The organism is Streptomyces sp. NPDC002623 (assembly GCF_053592635.1).
On record NZ_JBSFWB010000014.1, the window covers coordinates 147,558 to 172,079 of the forward strand.

At 69.3% G+C, this 24,522-nt stretch carries 21 protein-coding genes and 2 pseudogenes; 11 read left to right on the forward strand and 12 right to left on the reverse strand.

Annotated elements, in window-relative coordinates; all coding sequences use genetic code 11:
• Positions 1-171: 171 nt before the first annotated feature.
• The 6 genes and pseudogenes from ACWD4O_RS25440 to ACWD4O_RS25465 form a co-directional block, all read right to left on the reverse strand.
• Positions 172-966 (reverse strand): type II secretion system F family protein, encoded by a 795-nt coding sequence (locus tag ACWD4O_RS25440; protein WP_451283127.1) that lies wholly within the window; start codon positions 964-966, stop codon positions 172-174.
• Between the two features lie 102 nt (positions 967-1,068).
• On the reverse strand, positions 1,069-1,929 hold the full coding sequence (locus tag ACWD4O_RS25445) for a type II secretion system F family protein (protein WP_451283129.1): 861 nt from the start codon (positions 1,927-1,929) through the stop codon (positions 1,069-1,071).
• Positions 1,922-2,398, reverse strand: a pseudogene (locus tag ACWD4O_RS25450) (ATPase, T2SS/T4P/T4SS family); the annotation flags it as partial. The pseudogene ACWD4O_RS25450 and the gene ACWD4O_RS25445, both read right to left, overlap by 8 nt.
• A gap of 212 nt (positions 2,399-2,610) precedes the next feature.
• Complete coding sequence (locus ACWD4O_RS25455; RefSeq protein ID WP_451283131.1) at positions 2,611-3,333, reverse strand: hypothetical protein; 723 nt, start codon at positions 3,331-3,333, stop codon at positions 2,611-2,613.
• Between the two features lie 129 nt (positions 3,334-3,462).
• Positions 3,463-6,354 carry a protein kinase domain-containing protein gene (locus ACWD4O_RS25460; protein WP_451283132.1) on the reverse strand — a complete coding sequence of 964 codons (2,892 nt, stop codon included), beginning with the start codon at positions 6,352-6,354 and terminating at the stop codon, positions 3,463-3,465.
• A 5-nt stretch (positions 6,355-6,359) separates the two neighbouring features.
• Positions 6,360-7,340, reverse strand: a complete 981-nt coding sequence (locus ACWD4O_RS25465) for a hypothetical protein (protein WP_451283134.1) — start codon at positions 7,338-7,340, stop codon at positions 6,360-6,362.
• Positions 7,341-7,645: 305 nt separating this feature from the next.
• Between ACWD4O_RS25465 and ACWD4O_RS25470 the strand changes: the two genes are divergently transcribed.
• Positions 7,646-8,206, forward strand: a complete 561-nt coding sequence (locus ACWD4O_RS25470; RefSeq protein ID WP_451283136.1) for a hypothetical protein — start codon at positions 7,646-7,648, stop codon at positions 8,204-8,206.
• Positions 8,207-8,472: 266 nt separating this feature from the next.
• On the opposite strand, the pseudogene ACWD4O_RS25475 reads toward ACWD4O_RS25470, so the two are convergent.
• The 6 genes and pseudogenes from ACWD4O_RS25475 to ACWD4O_RS25500 all read right to left on the reverse strand — a co-directional run bounded on the left by ACWD4O_RS25475 (position 8,473) and on the right by ACWD4O_RS25500 (position 14,078).
• Positions 8,473-9,848, reverse strand: a pseudogene (locus ACWD4O_RS25475) (IS1380 family transposase).
• 201 nt (positions 9,849-10,049) lie between these two features.
• Positions 10,050-10,298: a hypothetical protein gene (locus tag ACWD4O_RS25480; RefSeq protein WP_451283137.1), complete on the reverse strand. Its 249-nt coding sequence runs from the start codon at positions 10,296-10,298 to the stop codon at positions 10,050-10,052.
• A 582-nt stretch (positions 10,299-10,880) separates the two neighbouring features.
• Positions 10,881-11,255: a DUF2267 domain-containing protein gene (locus tag ACWD4O_RS25485; protein WP_451283139.1), complete on the reverse strand. Its 375-nt coding sequence runs from the start codon at positions 11,253-11,255 to the stop codon at positions 10,881-10,883.
• Between the two features lie 170 nt (positions 11,256-11,425).
• Positions 11,426-11,848: an Hsp20/alpha crystallin family protein gene (locus ACWD4O_RS25490; protein WP_451283140.1), complete on the reverse strand. Its 423-nt coding sequence runs from the start codon at positions 11,846-11,848 to the stop codon at positions 11,426-11,428.
• Positions 11,849-11,963: 115 nt separating this feature from the next.
• Positions 11,964-12,299, reverse strand: coding sequence for a thioredoxin family protein (locus tag ACWD4O_RS25495; RefSeq protein WP_451283142.1), 336 nt, complete (start codon positions 12,297-12,299; stop codon positions 11,964-11,966).
• Between the two features lie 21 nt (positions 12,300-12,320).
• On the reverse strand, positions 12,321-14,078 hold the full coding sequence (locus tag ACWD4O_RS25500) for a PucR family transcriptional regulator (protein WP_451283144.1): 1,758 nt from the start codon (positions 14,076-14,078) through the stop codon (positions 12,321-12,323).
• A gap of 251 nt (positions 14,079-14,329) precedes the next feature.
• Here ACWD4O_RS25500 and ACWD4O_RS25505 point away from each other — a divergent pair, with 251 nt between their 5' ends.
• The 10 genes from ACWD4O_RS25505 to ACWD4O_RS25550 all read left to right on the forward strand — a co-directional run bounded on the left by ACWD4O_RS25505 (position 14,330) and on the right by ACWD4O_RS25550 (position 24,420).
• The gene (locus ACWD4O_RS25505) at positions 14,330-14,857 is read left to right on the forward strand and encodes a general stress protein (RefSeq protein ID WP_451283146.1); all 528 of its coding nucleotides are present in this window, start codon (positions 14,330-14,332) and stop codon (positions 14,855-14,857) included.
• A 67-nt stretch (positions 14,858-14,924) separates the two neighbouring features.
• Positions 14,925-16,841 (forward strand): molecular chaperone DnaK, encoded by a 1,917-nt coding sequence (dnaK, locus tag ACWD4O_RS25510; RefSeq protein ID WP_451283148.1) that lies wholly within the window; start codon positions 14,925-14,927, stop codon positions 16,839-16,841.
• Between the two features lie 10 nt (positions 16,842-16,851).
• Entirely contained in the window at positions 16,852-17,436 is a 585-nt protein-coding gene (locus ACWD4O_RS25515) for a nucleotide exchange factor GrpE (RefSeq protein ID WP_451283150.1), read from the forward strand.
• Between the two features lie 6 nt (positions 17,437-17,442).
• Positions 17,443-18,384 carry a DnaJ C-terminal domain-containing protein gene (locus ACWD4O_RS25520; RefSeq protein ID WP_451283152.1) on the forward strand — a complete coding sequence of 314 codons (942 nt, stop codon included), beginning with the start codon at positions 17,443-17,445 and terminating at the stop codon, positions 18,382-18,384.
• Positions 18,384-18,752: a chaperone modulator CbpM gene (locus tag ACWD4O_RS25525; RefSeq protein WP_451283154.1), complete on the forward strand. Its 369-nt coding sequence runs from the start codon at positions 18,384-18,386 to the stop codon at positions 18,750-18,752. The genes ACWD4O_RS25520 and ACWD4O_RS25525 overlap by 1 nt, the downstream gene beginning before the upstream one ends.
• Positions 18,743-21,382 carry an ATP-dependent chaperone ClpB gene (gene clpB / locus ACWD4O_RS25530; protein ID WP_451283156.1) on the forward strand — a complete coding sequence of 880 codons (2,640 nt, stop codon included), beginning with the start codon at positions 18,743-18,745 and terminating at the stop codon, positions 21,380-21,382. The genes ACWD4O_RS25525 and clpB overlap by 10 nt, the downstream gene beginning before the upstream one ends.
• Positions 21,379-21,825 carry a thioredoxin gene (trxA, locus tag ACWD4O_RS25535; protein WP_451283158.1) on the forward strand — a complete coding sequence of 149 codons (447 nt, stop codon included), beginning with the start codon at positions 21,379-21,381 and terminating at the stop codon, positions 21,823-21,825. Before clpB ends, trxA begins: the two co-directional genes overlap by 4 nt.
• A gap of 5 nt (positions 21,826-21,830) precedes the next feature.
• Positions 21,831-22,094 (forward strand): UBP-type zinc finger domain-containing protein, encoded by a 264-nt coding sequence (locus ACWD4O_RS25540; protein ID WP_451283160.1) that lies wholly within the window; start codon positions 21,831-21,833, stop codon positions 22,092-22,094.
• Positions 22,094-23,875 carry an FAD-dependent oxidoreductase gene (locus ACWD4O_RS25545; RefSeq protein ID WP_451283162.1) on the forward strand — a complete coding sequence of 594 codons (1,782 nt, stop codon included), beginning with the start codon at positions 22,094-22,096 and terminating at the stop codon, positions 23,873-23,875. Before ACWD4O_RS25540 ends, ACWD4O_RS25545 begins: the two co-directional genes overlap by 1 nt.
• 47 nt (positions 23,876-23,922) lie before the next feature.
• Positions 23,923-24,420 (forward strand): Hsp20/alpha crystallin family protein, encoded by a 498-nt coding sequence (locus tag ACWD4O_RS25550; RefSeq protein WP_451283163.1) that lies wholly within the window; start codon positions 23,923-23,925, stop codon positions 24,418-24,420.
• The last annotated feature ends 102 nt before the right edge of the window (positions 24,421-24,522 follow it).

The following is a 24,522-nucleotide window of genomic DNA, read 5'->3' on the forward strand; positions in this document are numbered from 1 at the left end:
TTCAACCCCCGTGAGATTCAGAACTGTTGGACCTATTTGATCTGCTGGTTATGGTTTTTGGCGTTTTCGATGTTTTTGTACGTATTGATTCTGTTGGTTATGTTGGTTCCGTTAGTCACTTGCTGTTCGCGCTGCCGCCCCGCTCCCAGGGCGTGCGCACTCATCGCTCTCTCATGGCGCACCTCCTCCCAGCACCCCGCCCGCGAGCCCGATGACGATCGGCAGCACACCGACCGCGATGAAGGCGGGCAGGAAACACAGCCCCACGGGCGCGGTGACCATGACGGCCGCCCGCCGCGCCCGAGCAGTCGCGGTACGCGTCCACTCGGCACGGGTGTCTGCGGCGAGCCGGGCGACGGGTCCGGCCGCCGGCAGCCCCGAGACGTCGGCCCGCTCCAGCAACCGGGCCAGGGCCGCCGCGCCCGGCATCGACGCCAACCGCCGCCACGCGGTGGCCGGTTCGCCGCCCAGGCGCACCTCGGCGGCACCACGCGCCAGCCCCTCCCCGACGGGACCCCCGAGCGCCTCACCCACGGCCTGTGCCGCGATCACCGGTCCGGCGCCGGCCGCGATGCACGCGGCCAGCAGGTCGGCGGCCAGGGGGAGTTGCCGGGCGGCGAGCCGGGCGTCGGCCTCGCTCACCGCACCGGTCTCCGCCCCCGCACGCTGACGCCGCCGCCACCGCCCCAGCCCCACCGCCCCGGCCAGCCCCAGTAGGAGACCGGCGACACCGCCGACCACCACCCATCCGGCACCCGCCACCAAGGCCTCCGGAAGCCACCGCCCCACGGCGTCCCGCACACCGGAACGCCGGACGTCCGGTTCCGTCGCCGTGGACAGCAGCTCGGCCAGACGCCGTCGTGCCCTGCGTTCGCGCCGGCCGGTCGCCAGCGACCGCGCCAGCCACCAGAGGGTCACCAGGATCCCCACGGTCGCCCCCAGCCTGTGGACAACTTCCACGCTCATGCCGCCTCCGTCCATGTCACCCACCGCCCATCGCCGCTGTCCACGCCGTCAATGCCGCCCACGTCATCCGCCTCTCGCCGCCCGCTGTCGGCATCGCCCCCTTCACGTCGCCTCCGCGTTGCGCACGATCCGCAGGGCCCACCACGTCCCCACGCCCTCCAGGACCCCGCCGACGAGCAGACAGCCCAGCCCCGCTCCGGTGTGCAGCAGGACGTGCAGCGGGTCGGCTCCGAGCCCCACGCCCAGCAGGAGGCCGAGGACCGGCAGCCCGGCGAGCATCACCACCGTGGTGCGAGGGCCCGCCAACTGGGCCCGCAGATCGGCCCGTTGATCCCGTTCGGCACGCAACGCCTCTTCGAGGCGGTCGAGTCCGGCCGCGAGACCCGCGCCCTGGTCCACGGCGACCCGCCAGCACGCGGCGAGTCCCAGCAGCCCGTCGGCCCCCGGCTGCCGTGCGGCGACCGCGAGAGCCTTGGGTACGTCCCCGCCGAACCGTGCCGCCGCCAACACCGCGGGCTGCGCCTCACCCAGCCCTCCGGAGTCCCGCGCGGCCCGCTGCAACGCCTCCCCGGGCTGCCGACCGGAGAGCACCTCCCCGGCCAGCGTCGCGCAGAGCGCGATCACCGCGTCCCCCCGGCGCTCCCCCGCCCGCCGAGCGTCGGCGGCCCGCCGTGCTCGGCGCAGCAGAGGCACCCCGGCCGCCCCCGCGACGACCGGCAGCACCGAGCCGCCCAGCAGCGCCAGGACCAGTCCGGCGACCGGTGCCCACCACTCGGGCTTCCACCGTGCCCGGAGCCTGCGCACCTCCTCGGCCGGCTGCCACCACGGCAGGGGGCCGCAGTCGGCGACCCCGCCTCCGGCGAGCAGCAACTGCGCCCGCCTGGCACCTGAGTACGGTCCGCCCATCAGCCAGGCCGCCGCCCCGGCACAGGCCACGGCCGCAGCCATCGGCACCTCACCCATCGCACCCACCCGCCCCTTCGTCCCCGCTGTTCCCTTCGGCCCCGTCGCCGCGCAGCAGCTCCCGCAGCCGCTCCCAGCCCCGTTCGTGGGCGAACGCGTCCGCCCGCCGGCGCAGCGCCGGCACGGTCCGCACCAGCCCGGACGGGTCCCGCTCCAACACGTGCACCTCGGCGATCCGCCGCCGCCCGGCCGGGTCGCGTACGAGGTGCAGGACCACCGACAGCGCGGCCGCCAACTGGCTGTGCAGCGCGGCCCGGTCGAGGCCGGCCGCCGTGCCGAGCGCCTCCAGCCGGGCGGGCACGTCCGATGCGGCGTTGGCGTGGACCGTGCCGCAGCCGCCCTCGTGGCCCGTGTTGAGGGCGGCCAGGAGGTCGACGACCTCTCGCCCTCGCACCTCGCCCACGACGAGTCGGTCTGGCCGCATCCGCAGGGCCTGTCGCACCAGGTCCTTGAGCGTCACGAGCATCGCGTTAGGAACAGTTCGGGTGTCTCAGGACGCCTTATGTCTCAGCCGGTGACTTCGCGATGCGTCGTCGCGCTGGCCAGAAGTCCCGAGGAGGTGTCTCAACCACAGACGGGATCCGTTATGAACTCGTGACCAGCCGAGTGCTATGGATGCGCTGGTTCGACGACGGCGTCGTTCACCGTGATCGCCGCTGCTTCAGGTCTGCTTTGCCGGCTTCACAGGGAGCACGAACGGCAGGAACGCCTCCTCCGCGGGAACGTGCGGAGGAGCATCGTGGTGGGGAGAACGTGCCCTGCGAGGTCAAGCGCGTCCGAGGACTCAGCAGGCCCCCCAGGCTCCGTCCCCGGTGTAGGGGTGTGCTCGCTGACCACGATGCTGTCGTCCTCGGACCCCTGCGGCACTTCCTCGTCGGCCGCAGGGTGAAAGTCGGCCCTCACCCGCCAGGCCCGCATCCTGCGCCGGACGGCCCTCACCCCGGTGGGCGTGAACTCGATCTCGTCCCGCATCAGGTCGTGCACCTCCTCCCGGGTGGCGTCGGGCATCTCCAGCCGCAGAACGCGGAAGGGCATCAAGTCCAGCTCGTTCGGGAAGAGCATCCTGCCGATCGCGTTGACCAGGCCGGACCGGCCGGATGCGTTGCGGCCGCGATCCGGCGGCAGCAGCGCGGTCAGATGCTGCGGCCACCACTTGGTGTGCTTGGGCAGGTTGTCGAACAGGGCGTGTGTGGTCAGCACTCCGTGCCTCGCCGCCCAGACCAGATCCGCGATGTTCTGCCAGTCGCCGTCATCGCGAGGGTCTCGCCCCTTCTCCAGCAGTTCCGCCCCGCGCTTCAGCCGGACCTCCAAGTCCCTGATGTCGGCCCGAGCCGTATCCCATAGGGCGATCCGCTCGGCGTTGGTGAACTCATCCAGCGGCTTGTTGCGGCCTCGCTTGAACAAGGAACAGCGCTCCCTCATGCCGGCGGGCTTTCCCTACCCAAAGCTCGACGCCACCAGGTGACCGAATGTGTGCCCCCCCCCAGGAAGGGCGGGCACAGGTCCAAATGACCGTTGTCGAGACCAGCATGGTCAGCCGGGCGGCCGAAAGACGGCGCCGAGGGTGACTGCCCGGGCTAGCGTGAACCGTGCGTTCTCGTCGCCGCTGAATTGTTCGATGGTGGCCTGCAGCGCAGTGGCACCGCTAGACGCGGAGTTGACGCGCAGCGCCTGCCGCAGACTCCCCCTTGCGGCGGTGACATCACCGCGCACCAGCTCGGCGTAGCCCTTGGCGATCCAGGCATTCTCGTCCTCGCCGTCAAGCCGCACCGCCTCATCGGCTAGATCCAGGGCGATCTCTGGTTGTCCGCGGCTGAGCCGGAGTTGGGATAGCAGGATGAGCGTGGTTCGGCGGCTGTCGATGTCGGGATCGGCGTGCGCCCGCTCCGCGGCCTCGTCGAGCCGGTCCGCCCAGATAAGCCCGTCCGGATCCTCGCGGGTGTAGTCGATTTGGTAGGACGAGCTGTTCACCGGGCACCCGAAAATCTTGCGAACCTCCGCCAGATAATCCTCGACCGGTGCTGGCGCCATCCGCAGGATGTGCTGGCTTCCCTTCGGGAACCGGTAGATTGCGCCGATGGGCTGGTGGTGGAACGCGAAATGACCCCCGGATATCCCGCGCATGTGGGCCAAGACGACGGCAGCGTGCTCCGGGGGCACCGGCTCCAGCCCGTGCCGCCGGGCGGCCTCGTGGACGCGCTCGGCCTGCTCTTCGGTACCGGGTTCCCACGGCTGGACAACGACGCAGCGGCCTTGGCCGTCGGCAGGCACCTCGGTCAGGTCCAGAGCCCGGCCGATGGTGTCGTGGAGCTCCCGGTGCGGCTCGTCCAGCAGAGGGGAGACCTCGTGGCTGGCGTCGCAACGGGCACAGGTGATAGCAGCGCCCACAGGCCGATTCGTCAGGATCTCGGTCCCGCAGCCGGAGCATTGGGTGCAGAGGATGGGGGCGCCCCTCATGGTCGCCTGGGTGATCATCGTTGCCATCTCGCGGTAGCGGGCGGTGAAGTCGCCAACGAGGTCTGCCTCGTCACCGTCGACGTAGTAATCGAAGGTGTAGAAGCCCGAGTCATCGATTTCCACCTGTAGCTCGCCGTAGTTGAGCGTCTGGCCGAACGGACCGGCTGCTGTTGAAGCAGCGACTTCAGCCGGCTCCAGTTCTCGCGCGTTTGCCACGAGGTCGAGGACGGTCTGCCAGGCGTTATCGACCTGCTCGACGCCGAACTGGCGCTCCGCCTCAGCACGGTATGACTCTGGCACCCTGTCGTCGGTGACGATCTCGCAGGCCAGCCGCATTGCGAGCACATCCCGGGTCAGGTCCCCGCACAGCATGGCGTGGTCGAAGGCGGCGACCGCCAGACCTGGCTCGCCAAGCTGGGCAAGCAATTCGCCCAAGCGCCGGTGGTGTGAGGCCCGGCCGGGCGTGAGCTGCACAGCCCGTTGCATCGCCTCAATCGCCTCATCCGGCCGCCCCTGCCGAAGCCGCAGCTCGCTGAGACCCCGGAACCCTTCGGACAGGCGTTCTTCGTTGCCCTCGCCCGTCATAGAGGTGATGAGCAGCTGTTCACCCTCGACCAGCCGACCGGAATGGATCAGGGCCACCGCGACGATGCCCTTGGCGCGCCTGGCCGCGTCGTCTGAGGCGGCAGTCGCCACGAGTTCCCGTCCCAGTTCCTCGGCCTTGCGGAAGCGCTCCATGTTCACCAAGAGCACAGCGATGTCGAACCGGATGCTCCAGATGGCGTCTTCGTCGGGGCCGTAGATCAACGGCCGGCCGGTCTTCTCGATCTCCCACTCCGCACGTGCAAGCGCCTTCAGGAAGCTTTCAAACGCCTCGGCATCCCGGCCCATGCGCGTCAGGGCAAGTCCGTGCATGTGCCAGGTGCTGGTGGAGCGCTCCTCGGCAGGCTGGGTCTCGATCGCCTCGTGGAGCAGGTCCCACTCCTCCAGGCGGACCAAGCTCTCGAAGTCGGGGAAGACAGCGGAATAGCTGACGGACACTATGGCGAGCATCTGATAGACGTCGTATCGCTTCTTCACAGCTGGGTCCGACTTGTCGAACGTCTGCTTTAGACGTTGGGCGATCTCCGGGAACCCGGTGGGCCGCCGCTCTGGGTCGTCCGCTGTGCATTGCGACGCCAGCTCGTTGATCAGGTCGAACGCGGTCGTGTGGGGGCCGGCGTCGGCCGCCTGGCAGTTGCCCAGCATCTCCCGCAGAATCACGCCGAAAGCATAGATATCGGTCGCCCGGGTAAGCCGTGCGTCCGGGCGCCGCGCTTCCGGTGCAAGATACCGGGGCGTACCGGGCAGGGTGTCCTGTCCCCACCCGTGCCGGAGGGTGCTGGCGAGACCGAGATCGGTGATCAGCGGTGCTCCCGCCTGCACCAGGATGTTCTCGGGTTTCAGATCACCGTGGACGAAATCGGGGTGGACGTGAAGCGCCGTGGACATGCTCTCAGCGACCGCCCATGCCAGAAAGCCCACCACAGGGACGGGCAGCTGAGGGCCCTCGACGACATCCCGCAGGTTCACCACACCGTCGTCACCGCGCAACACCGCCGGCGTGACCAGAACAGGGACGCCGTTCATCCGGAGGATGTGGCTGGAGGCGAAGCCGGGGAGGGCTGCCAGTCGTACCGCCAGCAGGCACTCCCGCGAGAACGCGCGGCGGCGTACCGGGTCAAGCAGCACCTGACGGGGGACCCGCTTGCAGACGACGGCCAAGCGTGGGTCCGTTCCGCCCGTCGGGACACAGAAGTAGATTTCGCCATGTCCGCCGTTCTGGATGTCGAAGACCTCGTAAGCCGGCCCAAGGCGTCCGATGATCCGCACTTCGCGGGTCACCTTGCCATCGGTCACCAGCCGGGTGCGGGTCCCGCTCGGCTTGCGGGGAACGAAGATCTCACCGGGGGTGGCTGAAGGGTCCATGACGGCTATTCGCCCTGCGCCTCGAAGACGACGCCCGGCGTGACGAACGTCTGGCCCGCCGGGGAGTTCAGTACTCCCCGTTTTACCGCGGCGAGTAGCTCGTCCCCGAGCCAAGCGATGAGCTGCCGGCGGGTCGTGGAGGGTGTCTCCAGAACGCCGAGGAGCAGGAGTCGGTCGGTCACGACCGCCGCGCCCAGTCGGATCGCTACGACCCGCGCGGCTTGGACCTCCGAGCGTTCACGCCAGTCGAAGTCAACGAAGCCTGCCACCGGGTGCCCGCCGACATAGTCGGCCAGTGAGCCCTCGATCTCCCCCGCAAGCCCGGCTCGCTGTTGGTCGAACAGGGCACGGACGGCGGTCGAGGGCGACCGAATCAGGGCGAGGAGCAGGTGCGGCGTGAGGAAACGTGAGTCGGTGGCCTTGCAGGCCGCCTTGGCCCGTTCCAGCGTCTCACGGAGCGGGTCGGCCAGCGGGACATCACGCGACAGGGCAGCCGTGTTCAGCCGCTGCAGGTCGGCCAGCTGTGACTCCACCTTCTCCAGAACAGCGAGCACGACGCGGTTGTGCAGCGGGCTCTCTGCCTCGCCGGCCATGGCACGAATCTCGTTGGGGATGTGCCGGGTGATGCGAGTGACGATGTCCGGGAAGTGAACGGGGAAGGTGGCCAGATCCCATCCCGCCTCCTCGGCGGCCTCGGTCCAGTACCGCAAGGCGGCGTCGTCGTCTCGTTGGCCGAGCAGGTCGGCGCCGAGGTCGTGCTGTTCCTCAACCAAGTTGTGGATCATGAGCAGGACGTGCTGCACGACCTCGGCCGGCAGCCCGTCTGCGCAGACTTCCTCGACTCCCTGGTCGATAGCCCGGCGGATCGCCTTCTCCGCGGCGCGCGTCTCGGGCTTGCCGAACGCGGCTGCACCGATCCGCTTGGCGGCCTGGCCGAGTAGTGAGGCTGCGACACTCGCGGCGATCTTGGCGGTGATTGGATCCAACACCTGCACTCCGAAAGGTGAGGATGGCGAAGCCGACATACCAAAGGTAATTGAGCTTCTTCAGCGCTGCCGCTCCAGGGTGAGTACGGCCTCATGGATATTCCCTGACCAGCAAGTTTTCACTCAGTCTTCGGCACCGGGGTGCCCACCGGTTCTACGGACAGTTCCAGCGTGTTGCCGCCTGGCTGCAGAAACTACAGCCGGCGAACGCCGAGCGGCGCAGGCACTCACACAACTGTCATCATCGATCCTTGGCGGCGAGCGTAATTCAGTTGCCATGACTCTGCCTGTTGGATCGCGACCTAATGACCGCAGAAGAGGTCCAGCGTCTTTCCGTCGCTTATCCGAACCTTCACGTCTGGCCTCGTCGAACACTCGAAAGTATGCTGCTTCATCCACCCCTCATCTCTTCCGTTTCCCTAGAAACGGTTGGCCGCAGAATCTCGGATGAGGATGTGGAGGAGATGCTTCGGGAGTTGGCCGCCCAATTCATGAATGAAGTAGCCGAGACACTCGCCCATGCGGCAAGAAATCGCCTCCATCCCCCGCCCCGTCGGAGCAATTTCAACTCTGCCCCCGATTTCGATATCGCCTGTGCTCGCGTTTACGAGAACCGCGCCGCTGCATGGGATGCAATTTTGTCTGAGCAACAGGAGTTGGCCCGGGGTCGCTGGGATGAAAAGTGGATAGACCTAGTTGAGCCGAAGAGACTTCTCGGCGCTCTGCAGGCCAAGACGAGAGTATTCGGAAAGCATCAGCTCTTGAAGGAGGCGCTGATGAACCGGGCCGGCCGGGATCAGGGGGTCCGCCCGCCGGGTCTCGAGGAGTTCCGCATCAAGATGACGCGTCTGATCACTGCCGAGTGAATCCTCAGCCGCGCTTCGGCGAGCTGGCAACCGCCGATCAGCGGGACCTCGCCCCGACGCTCGGCTGGCAGCCGGTTCTGGCACTCTGCCGTGGACGGCCGCTAGCCTCGATCTTTCTTGACGGTCCGCCGACGGAGTCGGCGGACCGTTTCGTTTTCGGTGGCTGAGGGTGGGCAGGCCGGTGGCCCGACTGTCGCGTCGGGTGGGCGCCGGGTTCCACTACTCCGGTAGGGGTGGTGCTCCTCGTCGGGACGTAAAGTCGCTGGTCAGCCGGGCTTCGGTAGGAGAGCGAGTCGTGCGAGTGCTGTGGTGATCTCGCCGGACCACGGCCAGTGGCGGGCGATGCGGAGGATGCGACGCCTGCCGGTCGTGACGAGCTGGGCGGCTGGGGAGAAGAGCCGGAGCCGAAGCCGGCGGGGCTCCCAGAGCCGGGCCTGACCGTTCAGTGCGAGCATCGGCATCCAGGCCAGCAGGTCGAGTGCGATCTGGACGATCTCCAGCCAGACCCTGTTTTGCGCGGTGTCGTGCAGGGGCAGGTTCCGCAGGCCGGTCGCGCGGGCAGCCCGGACGCGGTCCTCGGCCCGTGCCCGCAGGCGGTGGCGGAGTTCGAGCTCGGCGATGGGCCGGCCGGTGGTGTTGGTCGCGAAGCACGTGATCCGCATGCCGTCGGCATCCGTGATCCTCAACTGGGCGCCGGGGTGCGGTCGTTCCTTCCGGACGATCAGCCGCATGCCCTTCGGCCAGCCGTCGAGCATGCCGCCGGTGAGTTCGGCGACCCAGGCCCCGTCGCGGATCTCTCCGCCGGGCTCGACGGCCGGCGTCCATGCCGTGAGCGGCACCTTGAGTACGGCCTGGTGAATTGCGTCGGTGATGGTCATGCCGACCGAGTACGACAGCCACCGTCCGCGTTTCGCGAGCCAGGCCACGAACTCGTGGGTGCCGCCCGCGGAGTCGGTGCGGATCAGCGTCCGGCGCCCGCGCCGATAGGGCTTGGGCAGCTGGGCCAGGGCCAGTTGGGTGGTCGTGATGTGATCGGCGGCGGTGTTGCTGCCGGCGTTTCCGGGCCTGAGCAGACCGGCCACCGGTTCGCCGGACCCGCCCGTCCCATGGTCGACGAAGCCCATCAGCGGATGGTGGCCGAAGGTCTTCTTCCAGGTCGCAGCCGTGTCTTCCTTGTCGGAATGCGCGATCACCAGGACGCCATCCAGGTCCACGGTCACAGAACCGGTCGCATCCGGCGCCGACATGCCAGCCAACTTCCATACATGTTGACGCACTTGGGACCGGGCGCTGCGGATCGCGTTCAGGGCGAGTTGGCCGCCTGCTGCGAGCGTGTCAATCAGTCGGGAGACTGTCGGGTCCGAAGCCACCGGCCCGAACACGGCCGGCTCGACCCGCAGCATGCCAATGTCGGCCAGGCAGTCGCCACCGAGGGCGAGCGCAAGCGCCACATCCAGAAGGATCTTGCCGGGGTCGTGCACCGCCCGCGGCTTGCGCCAGGTGCCAGAGCCGCAGATATCGCAGTATCCAGGCCCGTCTTGCGGACTGTCTCCACCAGCAGCACGGTCCCGGCCTGCGAGACCACTCCACGACCGCTGCCCTCAACGCGGACACGCGGGTACGACCCGGTGTGCTTCTTCACCTGAGAAGTGCTTCTTTCCACGGCACGATCTGGACTCTCGACAAGTCCTATCGTTCCAGGTCAGGACAATGCCAGTGATTTAGACGCTTCTGCAGGTGAGGGCGGGTGTCCCGGGTTCCGTGTGACTTTGAGTGAGTAGCTGACGCGGCTGGGAGGGCGGGGTCCCGGCGTTTGGCTTCGAACGTGTTCCTCGGTGGTTTTTCAACCGTTGGCAGCGGCGGTTGCGGCGTGGGGCAGGAGGTCGTTGAGGAGTTCCTGGACGACTTCGAGTCGGGCGGCGCCTAGGGCCTGCGGGTTCGCTGCGGCCTGTCCGGCAGTGGTGAGCCGGGCGAGCCGCTCCACCGTGGTGAAGGAGATCTGGTCGGGATCGATCTCTCCCTGTTCGGCTGCGTGGACCTTGAGCGCACACAGCGCCTGGTAGACGGTGATCGTGCGGATCTCCCCATGCACCCAGGGGCAGCTCACCCAAAACAGCTATCAGCACACGCTCTACCTGCACTGATGCCCTAAATCACCGGCATTGCAGGTCAGGAGCACTTCTCGCGTTTGCGATCAAGTCTCGGACAGACCACCTCGTGAAAGCCCGGGGCTAAGCCGGTTCGGACATACGCAGTTCTGGTGTCGGCGTTTTGGTGCCGCTCCACGGAGCCAACTGTGCTGACTGGGGCGGGGCTTCCTCGCAGGGGCCGCAGGATCACATCCGTGATCAGGTCATCCAATGTAGTCCGGACCTTCCCGGGCCTCTCGAAGGCGTCCCCCCACCACTCGAAGATCTGCCCACACCTCAACAGGGCTTGCCAGCACCTCTTGAGGGCCGATGACGCTATGGACAGGAACATCGCCATCACCCCTCTCGGAGAGGAATGTCCATCGCAAGGACGAGGAAATGTACAACCGCAAGGCCCGTGGGGCTGATGCGCCCCGTGGGGCGGTGGCAGGCCAGGTCACCCACCTCCACTGATCGTTGCTCGGCACCAGCACACCTCCCGTGCGGGCAGTTTCCGCAGCTCGGCGGGGTTGGGCGGCAGGCGATCAGGCCGCAAGCTGGATCCGACCGAACAGCAGGGCGTATCCGGGCGGAAGCAGGCGGATAATGCGCTCCGTGAGCTCGTCACCCGCAGCGTCCGCCACCACACTCAGGACCGAGCTGACGTCCCAGCGGGCAGTCGTGGGAGTGGCTCCATCGATCCGGGCCGCCACATTGTCGACGAACTGCGCACCGGTCAGCGGCTTGATGACGGGTACCTGCTCGGCAATGACCGTGGCGGCCTCGACAGGCAGCCGCTTGACCAGATCGGCCTTCGCCGGACCGGTCAGGTGCCCGCCCAGTGTGGAGAGCACGATCTTTGTGATCCGCTCGGCCTCCTTGGTGGTGGGGTACTCCCCGCGCTCGCGCACTTCCTCCACGAGTTCGCTCCATCGCATCTCCGGTATCCCTTCCCTTTCGTTCCGTTCGCCGAGCTCCGGGCCAAAGGCGGCGGCGAAGATGTCAGACGGTGCGTGGACGGGATGGGTCGGCTGTCGGCCCCCGGCAGTGCAAAGCGAGGGCTCCTGCCGGGAGCCGGGTGCAGCCCGGTTCAGGCGTCGATCTGCTTCAAAGGCTCGCCGCCCGAGATCTGGATCTTCCGCGGCTTGTCTTGCTCGGCCACCGGGATGCGGAGCGTAAGGACCCCGGCGTCGTACGAGGCGTCGATCCGCTCGGTGTCGAGGCTGTCGCCGAGGAACAGCTGGCGGCTGTACGTCCCGGTCGGGCGCTCGGCCGCGATCAACTGTGCACCATCGGGTGCCGGCGAGCGGCGGTCGGCGCGGACGGTGAGGACGTTCCGGTCGACGTCGAGGTCGATGGTCTCGGGGTCGACACCCGGGATGTCGAAGTGGACCACGAATTCGTCATCCGCGCGGTATGCCTCCATCGGCATGGCGGTGGTCCAGGACCTCGTACCGAGCGCCTGCTGGGTGAGTCGATCCAGTGCACGGAACGGGTCGGTGCGCATGAGCATCACTGGTCATCTCCTTTCGAACGACGGATCCGGTCTGCGATGCCCGTACACCATTCATATAGCTCAGAGAAGAAAACTTGACAAGTGCGGGCTCATATTTCCCTGAAAGCCCAGTTCAGGGGCGACTGGCCGTGCCGCTGCCCTGGATATCGTGTGCCGCCGGAGAACCGGCGCAGGCTGGCCTGGACGGTCCTCGTGCCCCTTGCGGAGGCGGGCCGGGCCGGCGTCCGGGGAGCAATTTCTCGGCCCACGGGCGCAGGACGTCCGCGGGTGCCGCGCCGGCCTGCCGGGCGATGACCTGCCCGTTGTGGAGCACCGGCTGGGTGGGCACCATCTGTACCTCGAATCGCCGGGCCAGCGGGCAGGACTGGTGGACGTCGACTTTGACTAGTTTGATGGGTCCGGCGAGGCCACAGGCGACCTGTTCGAGTGCCGGGCTGACCCGCTGCACCGGACCTCCGGGTATCCGCGGTCAGCGCCGCCCACCCAGGATGATCTTCCAAACGCGCGTTGCCACCTGCAGGTTGAGCCGGGTGTCCACATCCGCCAGGTCGCGGTCGCTGATCTCACGGATGCGCTGCAGCCGGTAGCGCAGGGTGCTGCGGTGGACCGTCAGCGCAGAGGCCGCATCGTCGTAGTTGCCTCCGCAGTCGAAGTAGCGCGAGAGCGTCTCCACCAACTCCGTGTCGTGTTCTGCGTCGTAGTCGATCAGCTGGCCGAGCCACTCTCGCACGAAGTCTTCGAGCTCCCGGAGATCGTTGCCGGGCCCCAGGATCCGGTACAGCCCGAGGTCTTCGAAGAACGTCGTCCCGCTGCGCTGGCGGGAGTTCTGCCGCACCTCCAGGGCCCGCAGTGCCTCCTGATAGCAGCGGGGAACGGCGTCAGGGGAGTCGCAGGGGGTGCTCACCCCGATCGCTCCGTCGGGCGTCCCCAGCTCATGGGCCAGCGCCGCGTGCACGGCATCGTCGTTGGGCCTTGCTTCGGTCAGCAGGACCACCCGGTCGCCGCGACGGGTGATCAGCGGACGGGTCGCCGTGGCGGCCGCCGCCTGCTCGACGGCACGGGTGAAGGAGTCGTCAGGGGCGTTGCCAGGCCAGTACACCACGACCACGTAATGGGTACGTTGCAGGTCGTGGCCGACGGCTTCGGCCCGGGCGTAGGCACTCGTCTCGTCAGTGCCCTCCAACAGGTCGTCGATCAGCTGGCGGCGAAGCCGCAGTCCGGCCTCGGTGAGTTCTCGCATATGCAGGAGCTCCTGGGCGAGCAAGCGCTGGGCGTGATCCAAGGCGAACGTGGTGTGCTCGTCGGCCGTCGCCTCGGGGTCCTCCAGGGCGAGTACGCCGAGGAGGTCGCCGCGTGGTCGGACCAGGGCGATCAGCCGGTCCTTGACTTTGACCGGGCCCGCCTCGTGCGCGACCTCCCGCAACATCTCGTCCTGGTGGGTCGAGGACCGCACTGGATAGGGGTCGGGCCGGTCGGGACCGGCCCAGCACCTCAGGTTGCCGAACCGGTCCTCGATGAGCGCCGACAGCCCGGTGAGCTCGTACAGCGCTTGGGTGATGGCGTCCTCGCCGCCGCCCCGGGCGGCGACACGGTCGAGGGTCTCGTGCACGCTCTTCTGCAGGTGCAGCTTGGAGCGCATTGCGTCCAGTTGCCGCAGCGCGGTGTCCCGTTCGGTGCGAAGTCGGCTCAGCTCGCCGGCGTTGTCGTGGTGCGCGGGGTGCGTGGCCGCCAGTGACATGGCCGCCGATGCGAGCCTCACGAGGGTCGAGAGGAGGAAGTGGCCCTGCTCATCGGGCCCGGAGCGGGAGGAGACCACGATGTAGCCGAGCAGACCGCCGGCCCCGCGCAGGCCGAACGCCCAGCTCCAGGGCCTCTCTGGAAGGTATACGGAGCCGTCAGCCTCGCCCAGCTCCTTCATCTGTGCGTCGTCGACCGTTGGCGCTCCCGCGTCGTGGCCGGGGACGCGGGACAAACCGTCGCCCGTCGCGAGGTATCCGGCCTCGGCGTGGTAGGGACCAAGGGCCCTGACGTGCCGCATGGCCAACCGCACGATCTCACTCTGCTCCGCGCAGGTGAACAGGGTGTGGGACAGCACCAGCAGCCCGTGTGGGTCCGCCGCGAGCGGACGGGGGGCGTGCCGTTCGGTGCCCGCGGTGTTGCTCGGGTGGCGGGTCACCTTCTGGTCGGAGATGTGAGGGGAAAGCCTCCGTGACGGATGGGAGGCCATGGTCACTCCGTTCTCCTCCGGTCATCGGAGGCGATCGAGCGAGTCGTGGGATCCACGCCTGGGCGTGCCCTGAGCACCCAGCCTAGGCAAGGCAATCCGACTTGTCCGATTTGTGCCTTGCTCTCGTGGGCCGACCGACCGCGTCGACTTCTGACCTATCGGGTGCAGGCGGAGCGCGCTGCTCTCTTGCAACTCTGGGCTTGTCAGGGATCGCCGGGCGCACCGGTGGCCGTGGCAGGAAGGACTGGCTGATGAACGAGCAGGTCCGCAGGACCATCGCCTCGTACACGACCTACCAGGAGGCGGAACGCGCCGTCGATCACCTGTCCGATCAGGGTTTTCCCGTCGAGAGGGTGGCCATCATCGGGCAGGACGTGCGCCTGGTCGAGCAGGTGACCGGCCGCATGGGACATGGCGGGGCCGCCCTCCAGGGCGCGGCGAGCGGTGCCCTGCCCGGCGCACTGATCGGGTGGATCTTCGGGCTGCTGAACTGGCTGGACCCGGTCGTGTCGGGACTGCTCCTCGCCTTGGACGGGCTGGTTTTCGGAGCACTCGTCGGTGCTCTGCTCGGCCTGCTGGTGCACGCGGCCCAGCGTGGCCGCCGGGACTTCGCCTCGGTGAGCTTCATGCAGCCCAGCCGGTACGACGTCGTCGCCGACGAAGCGGTCGCCGACGAGGCGGTGCAGCTGCTGGCCGAGCTGCCCGGCGGGACCGGCACCAGCACAAGCAGCGGGGCTTGGAAGAGCAGCCGCCCGCGGAGCGGTCCCGCCGTCACCTGAGCGAGTGCGGAAGACCGGGCGCGACTCCGAGGCGAACGGGGGCCGCCCGTCGCGGAAGGAGTTCCTCATGGCCAAGGCAGTAGGCATCGACCTGGGCACCACGAACTCGGTGATCGCCGTCTGGGAGGGCGGCGAGTCGGCGGTCGTTCCCAACAGCGAGGGTAACCGTACGACGCCGTCCGTGGTGGCCTTCACCGACACGGGCGAGCGCCTGGTGGGTCAGCTGGCCCGCCGGCAGGCGATCCTCAACCCCAAGGGCACCATCTACTCGGCGAAGCGGTTCATCGGCCGGCACTTCGACGAGATCTCCGAGGAGGCCAAGGCCGTCGCGTACGACGTGGTCGAGGGAGACGGCGGCGCCGCCCGCTTCAAGGTGCGCGACAAGCTCTACGCGCCCGAGGAGATCAGCGCGCAGGTGCTGCGCAAGCTCGCCGACGATGCCTCCAAGCAGCTGGGAGAGCGGGTCACGGAGGCGGTCATCACGGTGCCCGCCTACTTCAACGACGCCCAGCGCACCGCTACCAAGGACGCCGGACGGATCGCCGGCCTGGAAGTGCTGCGGATCATCAACGAGCCGACCGCGGCCGCCCTCGCCTACGGCATGGACAAGAAGCAGCACGAGACGGTGCTCGTCTTCGACCTGGGCGGCGGCACCTTCGACGTCAGCATCCTCGACGTCGGCGACGGCGTGGTGGAGGTACGGTCCACGGCGGGCGACAGCCATCTGGGCGGCGACGACTTCGACCGCCGGCTGGTCGACCAGCTCGCCGACGGCTTCCAGAAGGAGAACGGCATCGACCTGCGGAACGACCCGCAGGCGCTGCAACGCCTGTTCGAGGCCGCCGAGAAGGCCAAGACCGAGCTCAGCTCGGTGACCCAGACGCAGGTCAGCCTGCCGTTCATCACGGCCGACGCCTCCGGGCCCAAGCATCTGACCACGACGATCATGCGGTCCACGTTCGAGCAGATCACCGGCGACCTGGTGGAGCGGTGCCTGGGCCCGGTGCGGCAGGCCATGGACGACGCCAAGGTCAGTGACAACGACATCGACGAGGTCATCCTCGTCGGCGGCTCCACCCGCATCCCCGCCGTCCAGGCCCTGGTGCGGAGGCTGACCGGCGGCAAGGACCCCAACATGAGCGTCAACCCCGACGAGGTCGTGGCGATGGGCGCCGCGATCCAGGCCGGGGTCCTCAAGGGCGAGGTCAAGGATGTCCTGCTGCTCGATGTCACCCCGTTGTCGCTGGGCGTGGAGACACGCGGCGGCGTGATGACGAAGATCATCGAGCGGAACACGACCATCCCGGTGCGCCGCACCGAGACCTTCTCCACCGCCGAGGACAACCAGCCCGCCGTCGACGTCGTCGTCCTGCAGGGCGAGCGGGAGAGGGCCGCCGACAACCGGGTCCTGGGTCGCTTCCAGCTCACCGACATCCGCCCTGCGCCGCGCGGCGAGCCGCAGGTCGAGGTCACCTTCGACGTCGATGCCAACGGCATCCTCAACGTCACCGCGCGGGACAAGGACACCGGCAAGGAGCAGGGCATCACCATCAGCGAGAGCTCCAACCTCGACCGCAGCGAGGTCGAGCGGATGGTCCAGGAGGCCGACCGCAACCGCGGCCAGGACCAGGCCCTGCGCGAGGCGGTCGACGCCCGCAACGAACTGGACGCCATCGCCTACCAGGTCGAAAAGCGCCTCGGCGAGCTCGGCGACACCGCGCCCGCACATGAGAAGGCCCGCGCCGAGATGCTGGTGGCCGAGGCCCGCGAGGCGGTCAAGAACGACGCCGGGGTGGACAAGGTCCGGCCGCTGACGTCCGAACTCCAGCAGGTCTTCGCGGGGCTCGCGGCCCACCAGGCGGGAGCCGCCGCGGGCGGTCCGGCAGGCACCGGCTCACCGGACGGATCCGGTACCGGCGGGGCCGCGCCGGGCGGCGCCGGGGGCGACGACGATGTGATCGACGCCGAGTTCGACAAGGGCTGAGGTGCCCGCCATGCCCATCCCACCCCGGGGCCCAGAGCCCGACCCGCCGCAGGAAGGCGCCGTACAGCCGCCGCGCGGGGACCTTGAGCAGCCTGGACCGCCGACCGAGGAGGCCGAGCCGGGGCCCGACGCCGCAACCGGCGCCGCCGCACCCGACGACGAATACGCTGTCGCGCTGCGAGAGGCCGAGGACCGCTGGCGCCGCGCCCTGGCCGACCTCGACAACCTGCGCAAACGCCACGCCAGGGAGCTGGAGCGGGAGGCCGCGGCCGAACGCGCCCGTACGGCTGCGGCCTTCCTGCCCGTCATCGACAACCTGGAACTTGCCCTGAGCCACGCGGCCGCCGACCCCGGCGCGATTGTCGAAGGTATCCGAGCTGTGCGGGACCAGGCCGTAAACGTCATGGAGCGGCTGGGCTACCCGCGCCACGCAGAGAAAGGCGTGCCGTTCGACCCGGCCCGGCACGAGGTGGTCGGCGTGGTCCAGGATCCCGACGCCGATCCGAACACCGTGGTCCAAGTGCTGCGACCCGGTTACGGGGAGGCCGAGCGGCAGCTGCGGCCTGCCGCCGTGACCGTCGCCAAGCGGGAGTGACCGTCCATGGCACGCGACTTCTACGAGGTGCTCGGCGTTCCGCGCACCGCCGACCGGGACGAGATCCAGCGGGCCTACCGCACCCTGGCCCGCAGGTACCACCCCGACGTCAACAAGGACCCCCAGGCGGAGGAGCGGTTCAAGGACATCAATGAGGCCTTCAGCGTCCTGTCCGATCCGGAGCAGCGAGCCCGCTACGACCGCTTCGGCGAGGACTTCCGGAAGATCCCGGAGGACTGGGAGGAGCGGGTCGCCGCCGGAGCCGGAGCCGGAGCCGACAGCGGCTTCCGGTGGGCCACCGGCGGCGGTCCCCGGGTGCGGTACTCCACGGCGGGCTTCGGGGGCGAGGGGGTCGACGTCGAGGATCTGTTCGGCTCGCTGTTCGGCGGCGCCGGGCGAATGCGCGTGCCCGGCGCCGACCAGGAGGCCGAACTGCCGCTCACCGTCGAGGAGGCCTATCGGGGCGGCCGCCGTACGGTCACCCTCGCCGGGCCGGACGGGCAGCGGCGCTACCAGGTCGACGTGCCGCCCGGCACGACCGACGGGCAGCGCATCCGGCTGGCCGGGGAGGGCGGGCGCGGGAGCGGCGACGACGCTCCCGCCGGGGACCTGTACCTGAGGGTGCGGATCCAGCCGCACCCCGAGTTCCGCCTTGACGGCCGGGACGTCCACGTGAGGCTTCCGGTCACCCCGTGGGAGGCGGCGCTGGGCGCGACCGTGCCGGTGCGCACGCCGAGCGGTGCCACGGCGAAGGTGACCGTGCCGGCCGGGTCCTCCAGCGGACGGCGCCTGCGGCTGCGCGGCGAGGGCATGCCGGGCCCGCGCGGCGCGAACGGAGACCTATACGCGGAGCTGCGGATCATGGTGCCGCCCCGGCTGAGCGACCGGGAGCGCGAGCTGCTGGAGGAACTTGCCGCTGTCTCCTCGTTCGACCCCAGGAGGACCTGATGACCGACCGACCGGCCGAGGCCCGCCCGTCCCACGCACGCACGACCGAGGTGGGCGTGCAGTACGCGATCGTGCCCGTGCCCAGGCTCTCCCTGGAGACCGTGGCCCGCCGCTCAGGCCTCCATCCCGACCTGATCCGTCGGTTCGTCGCCCTCGGACTGGTGGATGCCGGCCGTGACGCCTCTGGACGGCTGGCGTTCGCCCCCACGGCCCCGGCCGCCCTGGCCCGCGTCCAACGGTTGCGCACCGGGCTGTGCCTGAACTACGCATCCCTCGGTCTGGTGCTCGATCTGCTCGACCGCATCAGCTTGCTCGAAGCCGCGCTGCGGCGTGCAGGCGTGAGGAGTGATCTACCACCATGGACATGAACCGCCTGACCCAGAAGTCACAGGAAGCCCTGCAGGAGGCCCAGAGCGCCGCCGGCCGTCTGGGCCACACCGAGGTCGACGGCGAACATCTGCTGCTCGCCCTCCTCGACCAGGAGGAGGGCCTGATCCCGCGGCTGCTGCAGCAGGCGGGCACCGAGCCCGAGGAGTTGCGCGCGGCCGTACGCGAGGAGCTCTCCCGCCGGCCCAAGGTGACCGGCCCGGGCGCGGCGCCGGGCCAGGTCTTCGTCACCCAGCGTCTGGCCCGGCTGCTGGACGCGGCAGAGCGGGAGGCCAAACGCCTCAAGGACGAGTACGTGTCCGTGGAACACCTGCTGCTGGCGCTGGCCGAGGAGGGCTCGGCGACCGCCGCCGGGCGCCTGCTGAAGGAGCACGGCGTGACCCGGGACTCCTTCCTCGGCGCGCTCACCCAGGTCCGCGGCAACCAACGCGTGACCTCCGCCAACCCCGAGGTGGCCTACGAGGCCCTGGAGAAGTACGGCCGTGACCTGGTCGCCGAGGCCCGGACCGGGCGGCTCGACCCCGTCATCGGCCGGGACGCCGAGATCCGCCGCGTCACCCAGATCCTCAGCCGCAAGAGCAAGAACAACCCCGTCCTGATCGGCGACCCCGGCGTCGGCAAGACCGCCATCGTGGAGGGTCTGGCCCAGCGCATCGTGCGCGGTGACGTGCCCGAAGGACTGCGCGACAAGACGGTGTTCGCGCTCGACATGGGCTCGCTCGTGGCGGGCGCCAAGTACCGCGGCGAGTTCGAGGAACGCCTCAAGGCCGTGCTGAGCGAGGTCAGGGCCGCCGAGGGGCGGATCCTGCTCTTCGTCGACGAGTTGCACACGGTCGTCGGCGCGGGCGCCGCCGAAGGAGCCATGGACGCGGGCAACATGCTCAAGCCCATGCTCGCCCGCGGCGAACTCCACATGATCGGCGCCACCACCCTCGACGAGTACCGCAAGCACATCGAGAAGGACGCCGCCCTCGAACGCCGCTTCCAGCAGGTCCTGGTCGACGAACCCAGCGTGGAGGACACCATCTCCATCCTGCGCGGCCTGCGCGAACGCCTCGAGGTCTTCCACGGTGTCAAGATCCAGGACACCTCGCTGGTCGCGGCAGCGACGCTCTCCCACCGCTACATCACCGACCGTTTCCTGCCCGACAAGGCCATCGACCTCGTCGACGAGGCCTGTGCCCGGCTGCGTACGGAGATCGACTCCATGCCCGCCGAACTCGACGAGATCACCCGGCGGGTGACCCGTCTGGAGATCGAGGAGGCGGCCCTGTCCAAGGAGACCGACCCCGCCAGCAAGGCCCGCCTGGAGGAGCTGCGCAGGGAACTGGCCGACCTGCGCGGCGAGGCCGACGCCAAACACGCCCAGTGGGAGGCCGAACGGCAGGCGATCCGCCGCGTGCAGGAACTGCGCCAGGAACTGGAGCAGGTCCGCCACGAGGCGGAGGAGGCCGAACGCGCCTACGACCTCAACCGCGCCGCCGAACTCCGCTACGGCCGCCTCCAGGACCTGGAGCGCCGACTCGCCGCAGAGGAGGAGCAACTGGCCGCCAAACAAGGGCAGAACCGGCTGCTGCGCGAGGTCGTCACCGAGGAGGAGATCGCCGAGATCGTCGCCGCCTGGACCGGCATCCCCGTCGCCCGCCTCCAGGAGGGCGAACGCGAGAAACTGCTGCGCCTCGACGAGATCCTGCGCGAGCGCGTCATCGGCCAGGACGAGGCCGTCCAGCTCGTCGCCGACGCCATCATCCGCGCCCGCTCCGGCATCCGCGACCCTCGCCGCCCCATCGGCTCGTTCATCTTCCTCGGCCCCACCGGCGTCGGGAAGACCGAGCTGGCCAAGACCCTCGCCCGAGCCCTGTTCGACTCCGAGGAGAACATGGTCCGCCTCGACATGAGCGAGTACCAGGAGCGGCACACCGTCAGCCGGCTCATGGGCGCCCCGCCCGGATACGTCGGCTACGAGGAAGGCGGCCAGCTCACCGAGGCCGTACGCCGCAAGCCGTACTCGGTCGTGCTGTTCGACGAGATCGAGAAGGCGCACACCGATGTCTTCAACACCCTGCTGCAGATCCTCGATGACGGCCGCATCACCGACGCCCAGGGCCGCACCGTCGACTTCCGCAACACCGTGATCATCATGACGTCCAACATCGGCTCCGAGCACCTCCTCGACGGCGCCACCGCCGAGGGCGAGATCAAGCCGGACGCCCGCGCCCTGGTGATGGGCGAGCTGCGCGGGCACTTCCGCCCGGAGTTCCTGAACCGTGTCGACGACATCGTGCTGTTCAAACCGCTCGGTGAGCGGCAGATCGAGCGGATCGTGGAGCTGCAGTTCGACGAACTGCGCCGCCGCCTCGCCGAACGCCGCATCACCGTCGAACTCACCGAAGCAGCCCGTGAGTTGATCGCTCATCAGGGCTACGACCCGGTGTACGGGGCCCGCCCGCTGCGGCGTTACATCTCCCACGAGGTCGAGACACTCGTCGGGCGCGCCCTGCTGCGCGGCGACGTCCAGGACGGCGCGAAGGTCCGTGTCGACGCCGAGCACGGAGAACTGGTGGTCACCTACGACCAGCCCGAGGACGGGAAGGGGGCGAGGGCGGCATGAGCACCGTGCAAGCCACCAACGTCACCTGTCCGCACTGCGGGCGCACCAACCGGGTGCCGGCGGCCGCCGAGGGCAGCCCCAGGTGCGGCAACTGCAAGCAGCCGCTGCCGTGGATGGCCGACGCGGGCGACGACGACTTCACCGAGGTCGTCGAGCAGGCCACCGTGCCCGTCGTCGTCGACCTGTGGGCCACCTGGTGCGGCCCCTGCCGCATGGTGAGTCCCGCGCTGGAGAAGGTCGCCGCCGATCTCGCGGGAAAGATCAAACTGGTCAAGGTCGACATCGACAAGAACCCGCGCCTGGCGCGGCGGTTCGAGGTCCAGGCGGTACCGACGCTGCTGGTCCTCGACCAGGGCGAGACGGTCGCCCGGCAGGCGGGGGCGGCGCCCGCCCCCGCTCTGCGCCAGTGGGTGGAACAGTCGATCACGGCCCGGAAAGGGTGATCCGGATGACCCTGCACGCAGACCCCCACCTCGCGCTTGTCCGGCCGGTCCAGCCGCTGACCTCAGAAGGGTGTCAGGAGTGTCTGCTGCTCGGCTCCCCGTGGGTCCACCTCAGGCTCTGCCTGACCTGCGGCCACGTCGGCTGCTGCGATTCCTCGCCGAACCGGCACGCCCGCCGTCACGCCGCCGCCGACGGCCATCCGATCGTGGCGTCGCTCGAGCCCGGCGAGGACTGGCGGTGGTGCTTCGTCCATGAGGCGTTCGTGTGATGCCCGGCGACGAGACGCGGCCGGGCGCAGCGCCGGTGCCGGACGAGGCGGAGGAGAGCGTCCCCTTCGAGACCCCCGACATCTACGGCGCCTATCCCCGCCTGTCGGACGACCAGATGGCCCGCCTGGCGCAGCATGGCCGGCGGCGCGCGGCTGACGCGGGTGACGTACTGATCCGAGAGGGCGAGCGGTGCGAGACGTTCTACGTCGTCCTCAGTGGCTCGGTCGCCATCGTCGAGGGCTACGGCACGCCCGATGAACACCTGCTGCGTGTGCACGGCCCTGGCCGCTTCATCGGCGAACTCGGCCTCCTGAACGGACAGGTGGCCTTCTACACCGCCGTGGTCAGGGACCCCGGCGAGATCCTCACCCTGTCCATGGACCAGCTGCGTGCCCTGGTGACCCGGGACTCCACCCTTGGTGATCTGGTGCTGCGCGCCTGTCTGGGCCGTCGGGCTCTACTCGTCGGGCAGGGCGCCGGTTTCCGCATCATCGGCTCGCGCTACTCGCCCGACACCCGGCGGCTGCGCGAGTTCGCCGCCCGCAACCGGCTGCCGCACCGCTGGATCGATCTGGAGACGGACGAGGAGGCCGAGGCGCTGTTGCGGCGCTTCGCGGTCGGTCCGGAACAGACGCCGCTGGTGATCTGGCGGGACACGACCCTGCTGCGCAATCCGAGCAACGCCGAACTGGCCCGGTTCATCGGCCTGCCGCCTCTGGAATCGGGCAACGGACGCGGCGATCTCCTCATCGTCGGCTCCGGTCCGGCAGGTCTCGCCGCCGCGGTGAGCGCCGCCTCGGAGGGCCTCGGCACGACCGTGGTCGAGGCGCTGGCCACCGGCGGCCAGGCCGGGACGTCCTCCCGCATCGACAACTGCTTCGGCTTCCCTTCCGGCATCTCCGGCGCCGAACTCACCGAGCGCGCCGTGCTCCAGGCGGACAAGTTCGGCGCCCGGATCAGTGTCCCTGCGGAGGCGGCCCGGCTCGAACGGCGGGACGGCCACTACGCCGTCGGGTTCGACGACGGCAGCGAGATCACCGCCCGTACCGTCGTCCTGGCCACCGGCGCCCGCTACCGCCGCCTCCAGGTGCCCGGCATCGAGCCGTTGGAGGGCGCGAGCGTGCACTACTCGGCGACCGTCTACGAGGCCCAGCAGTGCCGTACCGACCCGGTGGCGGTGGTCGGCGGCGGCAACTCCGCGGGCCAGGCCGTGCTCTTCCTGGCCGGGTACGCACCGCAGGTGTATCTGCTCGTCCGTGGGCGGAGCCTCGAGGCGCACATGTCCCGCTACCTGATCGATCAGGTCGAGCGCCACCCGCGGGTGCGCGTGCTGCTGCGCACCGAGGTGACCGAGGCACTCGGCGACAAGGCGCTGGAGGCGGTCACCGTGGTCGACCACCGTACGGGCGAGCACCGTCACCTCGCGGTGCGGGCCCTTTTCGTCTTCACCGGCGCAGACCCTCACACCGCTTGGCTGTCCGGCGCGCTCGCCCTCGACGCGCGCGGCTACGTGCTCACCGGCGCGGAGGCGCAGGCGTGCTCCGTTCCCGAGCTGTGGCAGAGCCAGGGCCGCGACTGCCTGACGTTGGAGACCAGCCTGCCTGGCGTCTTCGCCGCCGGCGACGTGCGCAGCGGCTCGGTGAAGCGCGTGGCCTCCGCGGTCGGCGAAGGCGCGATGAGCATCCACTTCGTGCACCGCTACCTGGGCCACACGGCCGCGCCCGGCGGCACCGACAGCTCCCCGCACACCCGTCCGAAGGAGTCCGCTTGGCTCGCATGACACCCAGCGGGCGACGAGAACGCGAGAAGGAGAAGGAGGCGATGGGAATGACCACGCCCGTCCGGCGCCCCCGCGGTGGCGCCATGCAGGACAGGCCCCTTGGCTGGGCACGCAATCCGCTGACGGAGTTCGACCAACTGCTCAGCGAGATGAGCGGACTGATCGAATCCACGGTGGGAGGCGCTGCGCCCGCAGTCGCGTGGACACCCCTGGCGGATGTCACGGAGTCCGACGACGCCTTCCACGTCGAGATCGAACTCCCCGGCGTCAAGAGCAAGGACATCAACGTCGAAGCGAACGGCCAGGAGCTGGTGGTCACCGGAGAGATCAAGGAGAAGGAACGCAAAGGCGTCCTGCGCCGGAGCACCCGCCGCACTGGAACCTTCGAGTACCGGCTGCGGCTGCCCGGAGAGGTCGACACGGAAAAGATCAATGCGCAGATGACGGACGGGGTGCTCACTATCACCGTCCCCAAGGCCGAGGTCGCAAAGCCCCGGCACATCGAGATCAGCGAGACGAGTGAAAGCACCGAGAACAAGGGCTGAGACGCGACCGCCGCGGTTCCGGACGCACGTCCGGTACCGCGGCCGGGCCGGCGAGGCTTCGACACCCGGGGTGACTCATGAACGACGTCTCGTGTGACAACC